Genomic DNA, 1228 nt, shown 5'->3' with positions numbered 1-1228 from the left:
GGCGGGGCGCCGGGCGTCGAGCTCCCCAGCGCCGCGGTGTCCCTGCCGGAGTCCTTCGCCGACGCGCTTCGCGCAGGCCGCCCCGCCGTCCTGGGGCGGGTCACCGAGCGCCGGTGCCTCCTGGATCTGCGGGCGTTGCCTCCGGGGGACGATGACGAGCTCGCTGGGCTCGTGCTCCGCGCGGGGGCGCTCGCCTGATGTTCGTCGTGGCCACCGCCGGGCACGTCGATCACGGCAAGTCGACGCTCGTGCGCGCGCTGACCGGCGAGGAGCCCGACCGGTGGGACGAGGAACGGCGCCGCGGACTGACGATCGACCTGGGCTACGCCTCCACGACCCTCGACGACGGCAGGACCGTCGCGTTCGTCGACGTGCCCGGGCACCGGCGGTTCGTCCCGAACATGCTCGCCGGGGTGGGGCCGGTGCCGGCGGTGATGTTCGTCGTGGCCGCCGACGACGGCTGGATGCCCCAGTCCGCCGAGCACCTCGACGCGCTCGCGGCCCTGCGGGTGCGCCACGGGGTACTTGTCATCACCCGCAGTGACCTGCTGGAGCCGGAGCTCGCGTTGGCGGAGGCCCGCGAGGCGCTCGCCGGCACCCCGCTCGCCGACATCCCGGCCGTGTGCGTTTCCGCGGTCACCGGCGAGGGCATGGACCGACTGCGCGCCGAACTGGCCGAGCTCGGCTCGCTCCTGCCCCGGCCCGCTCCCGACGCCGACGTGCGTCTGTGGGTGGACCGCTCGTTCACGATCGGCGGCGCGGGAACGGTCGTCACCGGGACGTTGCCCGCCGGCACGATCCGCGTGGGCGACGCACTCGAGCTCGGGCCGTCGGGCCCGCGCGTCACTGTGCGTGGCCTGCAGTCGCTCGGGGACACGCGGGACGAGGTCACCGCGGTGGCGCGCGTCGCCGTCAACCTCCGCGGGATCGCCGCCGACGACGTCCCGCGGGGTAGCACCCTGGTGGCGCCGGGCCGCTGGCGGGCGGTCGACACCGTCGACGTGCGGGTCGACGGGCGGGCCGATGAGCTCCCTGAGCAGGTCATGGTGCATCTCGGCTCCGCCGCGGTGGCCGCACGCGTCCGGCCCCTCGACGAACGCCACGCCAGGCTGACGATCTCCGCGCCGCTGCCCATGCGGATCGGAGACCGCCTCATTCTGCGCGAACCGGGAGCGGACCGGATCCCCTCGGGCGCCGTCGTCCTCGACCCCGCGCCGCCGGAGCTGCG

Annotated in this window: 1 protein-coding gene and 1 pseudogene; both read left to right on the top strand. The window is 75.7% G+C overall.

Translation table 11 applies throughout. The annotated features are described in order from the left end of the window. Window positions 1–198, top strand: a pseudogene (locus HMPREF3086_RS03985) (L-seryl-tRNA(Sec) selenium transferase); the annotation flags it as partial. Beyond that, window positions 198–1228: selenocysteine-specific translation elongation factor (gene selB / locus HMPREF3086_RS03980; RefSeq protein ID WP_210401835.1), on the top strand; the 1031-nt coding region annotated here is incomplete at its 3' end. The pseudogene HMPREF3086_RS03985 and the gene selB, both read left to right, overlap by 1 nt.

Origin of the sequence: Dietzia sp. HMSC21D01, assembly GCF_001815995.1 — a bacterium.
Classification (GTDB): Bacteria; Actinomycetota; Actinomycetes; order Mycobacteriales; family Mycobacteriaceae; genus Dietzia; species Dietzia cinnamea.
The sequence above is the reverse complement of the archived record's forward strand: the minus strand, read 5'-3'. Positions and strand labels throughout refer to the sequence as shown.